This window comes from Candidatus Synechococcus spongiarum (assembly GCF_900047545.1).
Lineage (GTDB): Bacteria > Cyanobacteriota > Cyanobacteriia > PCC-6307 > Cyanobiaceae > Synechococcus_B > Synechococcus_B spongiarum_C.
Genome location: NZ_FITM01000165.1, coordinates 1 through 4,790 on the forward strand (window position 1 = coordinate 1; position 4,790 = coordinate 4,790).

Sequence of the window (4,790 nt, forward strand, 5' to 3'; positions counted from 1 at the left end):
TTCTCATGGTGAGACTGCAGATTTCTAGAGGGCTTTGCCCGATTTTTCGTGGTGCCCTAGAGTCTTGTTGTCAGCAGGCTTTGCTGTCAAACTACTGATTGTGATGCAGTGCTCAAGCTGCATCCATTTATTCTCAATGCTTACCAAGGTCTGATGCCTTTTCTCGCAAGTAATGGCAACCCAAGTCTGGTGTTCACGTGTTTAACACAGGGCGTGGCTGCATCGGTCCTGGGCTTCGCCTGTGCCACAGCGCCCCTTGCCGCCCTGGCGCAGGAGTCCCCGGAGGACACCGACTCATCCCTTGACATGGGGACCATCATGGTCACCGGCCAGAAATCCGAGCGTTCTCTGGCAGAGACGGACGGGAGCGTCACCGTGGTCTTTCCGGGGGAGAGCGAAGGCGCTGCCGGGGCAGCCTATGACGTGTTTGGCGTGGCGGAGCGGCTAGCCAACGTCATGCCGTTTACGGGGGGTACCGGCGTGGCCATCCGCGGCATCGGTCAAACCGGCTTTTCTTCAGGCCCCACCTTTGGTCAGACCAATTACCTTGTCACCCGTAGCCCCAGTGACCTGGTGGCCACCTACGTGGATGGCATTCCAGTCTCCGCCTATGCCGGTCCCCTGGGCGGCTTTTGGGATGTGGATCAGATTGAAGTGCTGCGCGGAGCCCAAAGCACGGTTCTGGGGCGAGGCTCCCTGGGGGGAGCGGTCATTGTTGAGAGCGCGGACCCCACGTTCACACCGGAGGCGGCGGGCCAACTGAGCGCAGGGACAACCAACGGTGGTCTGGGGACCTCCTTTGCCGTCAGCGGCCCCATTGTGGAGGATCGCTTTGCCTACCGGGTTGTTTTCGACCGTCAGCGGGGACCCAACTTCATTGAAAACATCACCCTGAACGAGGATGGAGACCTGAGGAAGCTTCTCAACCGCAGGGTGAAGTTGCTCTATGCGGGCGAAAGCGGAGCGGAGGTGGAGTTGAGCACGTTCTTCAGCCATGCGACCGTGGGCACCCTTTACGTGGATTACGACTCCTGGCTTAATGGCCGCCGTGTGACACGAGCGGACGTGAATACACAACTGAACAATCACATCACCGGTAGCTCCCTACGGGGAAGCTGGCCGTTGAATGACAGGGTCTCGTTGGAATCAGCCACTGTGTGGGTGACGGAAAACGCCCATCAGGATCTTGATCCGGACCAAACTGAACAATCTCACGTGTTGACTGGCGTTGGTTTTCGTAAAAACGATGCGTACTTCAAAGACGACATCCGCACCCTGACCCAGGAGCTACGACTTCGCTACGCAGGAGAACGTTTTAGCGGATTCATTGGTGCCTACTATGAAGATTTTGAAGGTATTGCAAAAACTTCAACTCCTGTTTTTGGGAGAAAATCGATCCAACAAAATATCTCAACTGCAGCACTCTTTGGCGAAGGGAAATGGGCCATCACCGAGAAAATGGATCTCACCTTTGGTCTTCGTGCTGAAATGGAGCAGAACAGGACAGCTATTGATGCTACAATCAATGATTTACGAACGACTCTAGCGCAGCAAGTAGCAACTGTTGCATGCCTGAGCATCAGAACAAGTCCTCCTTCTCCCATACCCGGTTGTACGCCCAACCCGGCGCGGAGATTAACACAAATAATCAACGAACCCATAGATGAGAAATTCGATCAAGATTTCTCCATTTTCTTGCCCAAGCTGGGTTTGTCCTATGCGGTTAGCCCGGAGACACGTCTTTACGGCACTGTGCAGCGTGGCTACCGCGCTGGCGGGGCTGGTGCCAGCCTAGTGAGTGGCGAACTGTTTGAGTTTGACCCGGAAAGAACCTGGAACCTGGATCTGGGGATTCGCCACAAGAGTGCCGATGGCCGCCTGCGCCTTGGCGCTAATTTTTTCTACGTGGACTGGCAAGATCAGCAATTCCAGGTACCTACAGACGGAGCTATCCCTGATTTCATCTCGGTGAATGCGGGCCACTCAGAAAGCTACGGTTCGGAGTTTGAGATGGACTATCAAGCTACTCAACGTTTGCGACTGTTTGGCACCGTGGGACTCTTGACAACAGAAATAAAAGACGCCTCAAATAATCAGAAATTATCAACAGATCAACAGGAAGAAATACAGGATTGGGTCGGTAACGACTTTACCATGGCGCCCACAGCCACTGTCAGTGCGGGCCTTCATTATGACTTCGATAACGGGCTGGATTTCTCTCTAGCGGCCAATTGGCGCGACAAGTTCTTCTCCGATGTCCAGAACAACTCGGATGAGGAAGTGGACGGTCGCTTCCTGATTGACATGGGCATCGGTTACGAATTTACCGACCGTGATCTGAGGCTTGATTTCAAAGTAACCAATCTGTTTGATACACAATACATCAATCATTCCTACCGTGCTCCTCTCAAAGGCCTTGCTGACAGATTCAATGCAGCCTCTCCGTTTGCCCCTGTACTCTTGCCTCCTGGCACCCAAGTTCCGCTGATCGATACTGGCGGCATCGTCTCGCCCGGCCCTGGCCGTGCCGTTCTTATGTCCCTCAGTGGCCAATTCTAGGGGTATCCCGTTGTTGCCTTCGGGGCGTTCCCGGTATGTGCCCTGGTCCATGGGACCGGGGCACGCTTCATCAGTTAAACAGGAACAAGGGCAGCCAGGACAGACTCTTATCCATCAGGAGGACTCAGCCGGCGGCTGGTGGAGCAAGGCCGCCGCCAGTCGGGGTCGCAAGGCGGCAAAGGCGCGGCCGCGGTGGCCGTGGCGGCGTTTTTGCGCGGGCGTCATCTGGGCAAAGCTGCGGCCCACCGCCGGAATCCAGAACAGGGGGTCATAGCCAAAGCCCCCCTCCCCAATGGGGGCCTCCAGGATGTGCCCATTGCTGATCCCCTGGGAGGTGAGGGCAATGGAGCCGTCAGGCCGGGCCAGGGCCAAAGCCGTGATGAACCGGGCCGAGCGGTCTTGACGGCCGGCCAATTCCTCTAACAGTCGCTCCAGCCGCCGGGCACTGCTGGGGGCATAGCGGGCGGAGTGGATGCCGGGACGGCCGTCCAGGGCATCCACACAGAGGCCGGAATCATCTGCCAAGGCCCATGCATCGGTGAAGCGGGCCACGGCTGTGGCCTTCAGGCAGGCGTTGGCCAGGAAGTCGGCGCCGGTTTCCTCCACCGTCACTCCCGCCGGCTGAGGGCGCAGATCAACGGCCCCATGGGGCAAAGCCTCTTGCAAAAGCTCATGAAACTCCGCCAGCTTGCCGGTGTTGCTGCTGGCAATGACAAGCACGGGCTTGGTCATGACGGCTCAGGTATCCCTCAGCCCATCTTGACCGGCCAGGGGGTCCCAATCCCGTCCGGGATCGCCGCCGGCCAGCAACTCGCCGCTTCTGCCCCTGATTCATGGATGCCCCCTGCTGGTCACCCTGTGGATGCTCCAGCCAGGCTATGGGCCAACCTCGCCAAACACATGTTGGCGGTGCCAGGCCAGGTGGGTCTGGTGTCTGGATGTGATGGGTATGGACTTTTGCCAGCGCAGTTCAGCCTGGCCTGCCTGGCTGAGGAGGGGTGAAAACCGTGGCTGACCAGTCTCGTCAAAGGTGACCAAACCTCGATCAAAGGCGGCATCCCAGAGGGCGGAGAGGAGCAGGCCGTTATGCACGTCCAGCCTGGTGGCGTCCGTCCTGCAATGCTGCCAGGGAATGATGTGGGAAGCCCGCAGCAGGTCTGGATCGCTGATGCCGGTGAGGGGGCAGCGCCCCTGCCAGTACTCCATGAGGCTGGCGCGAAAAATATCCTGGCCGAGGCGCTGAACCACCAACCGCTCCGCCTCGGTGGTGCGGGGCAGGCTGCGAACCCGAGCCGCAAATTGCTGCAGCGGCGCATCGGGAAGGCTGGCGGAGAGGGCATAGATCCGTGGCAGCACCCCATAGAGAGCGCCGAGATCAGGGAAGCTGTAGCGGGCCAGACCGGGGCCGGGCATGGTGGTGGGGGCAAGGCCGACGGCCTCAACGACTCCGCCATGATCCAGTGCCAGGAACCAAGGCCCGTGGTCTCCAGAGGCGGCCAAGGACAGATTCCCCGGAACGGTGGTGGAGGCAAAAGCGGCCCAGCCCTCGCTGGCTGACGCCATGGGGCGGCGAAACCCGTGCTGCCATGAGGCCTTCTCACACTCCTGGCGGACAATGAAGGACTGGGGCGCCTGGACCATGGGTGTGCTCATGGGTGCAACGGCCTCATCAACACCCTGGACCTGTTGTAGTGCGGATCGTGTGTGGGAATGCCTGGACACAGGCTCCAGCAATGTGGCACACTTTAGATCTGATCGGACAATACCGTGGGTGGCGAATTGCCACTGCCAAACCTCTCCATCTCCGGTTTCCGGGGGTTTCAAAATCTCTCGATCCCCCAACTGGGCCGCGTGACCTTGTTGACAGGGCGCAACGGGGTTGGCAAGACGACCGTGCTGGATGCCATACGCATCTATGCCGCAGCCACATATGACACCCCCTTACCTCTGGCTGCTCTGCTGTCGGACAGGCTGAGACAGCAGGATGAATGGAGAGAGGATCTGGACGAGGATGGGGACAAGGTGCTCATTATGGACTACACCAGTCTCTTCCATGGTCGCAGGTTTCCCTCTGGGCAGACCATCTCCATTGGCCCAGAGAATGACAAGAAGAACGTCCAGCTTGATGTGTATCAGGCAGGAAGATTGCTCAAGGAGGGGGAAGAAAAACTAGGGCACCTCTGAACAAGTGGCGAGGGTGTTAGGATGTAGTGAGTGGGATCTGGAAGGAG

Annotated in this window: 4 protein-coding genes; 2 read left to right on the forward strand and 2 right to left on the reverse strand. The window is 58.4% G+C overall.

The features are described from left to right. Positions 1 to 108 precede the first annotated feature (108 nt). Complete coding sequence (locus tag FLM9_RS07175; RefSeq protein ID WP_074457932.1) at positions 109 to 2,559, forward strand: TonB-dependent receptor; 2,451 nt, start codon at positions 109 to 111, stop codon at positions 2,557 to 2,559. A 114-nt stretch (positions 2,560 to 2,673) separates the two neighbouring features. On the opposite strand, the gene rdgB is transcribed toward FLM9_RS07175, so the two are convergent. Together rdgB and FLM9_RS07185 are read right to left on the reverse strand one after the other, a co-directional pair. Continuing rightward, positions 2,674 to 3,291: an RdgB/HAM1 family non-canonical purine NTP pyrophosphatase gene (gene rdgB, locus FLM9_RS07180; protein ID WP_074457933.1), complete on the reverse strand. Its 618-nt coding sequence runs from the start codon at positions 3,289 to 3,291 to the stop codon at positions 2,674 to 2,676. A gap of 144 nt (positions 3,292 to 3,435) precedes the next feature. After that, positions 3,436 to 4,212, reverse strand: a complete 777-nt coding sequence (locus FLM9_RS07185; RefSeq protein ID WP_218969757.1) for an HNH endonuclease — start codon at positions 4,210 to 4,212, stop codon at positions 3,436 to 3,438. 114 nt (positions 4,213 to 4,326) lie between these two features. Between FLM9_RS07185 and FLM9_RS07190 the strand changes: the two genes are divergently transcribed. After that, on the forward strand, positions 4,327 to 4,743 hold the full coding sequence (locus FLM9_RS07190) for an AAA family ATPase (protein WP_074457934.1): 417 nt from the start codon (positions 4,327 to 4,329) through the stop codon (positions 4,741 to 4,743). The last annotated feature ends 47 nt before the right edge of the window (positions 4,744 to 4,790 follow it).

What these genes read in the sequence shown, in the direction of transcription:
- FLM9_RS07185 (WP_218969757.1), bottom strand. Translation starts at nt 4,212, where the DNA reads ATGAGCACACCCATGGTCCAGGCGCCCCAGTCCTTCATTGTCCGCCAG.
- rdgB (WP_074457933.1), bottom strand. Translation starts at nt 3,291, where the DNA reads ATGACCAAGCCCGTGCTTGTCATTGCCAGCAGCAACACCGGCAAGCTG.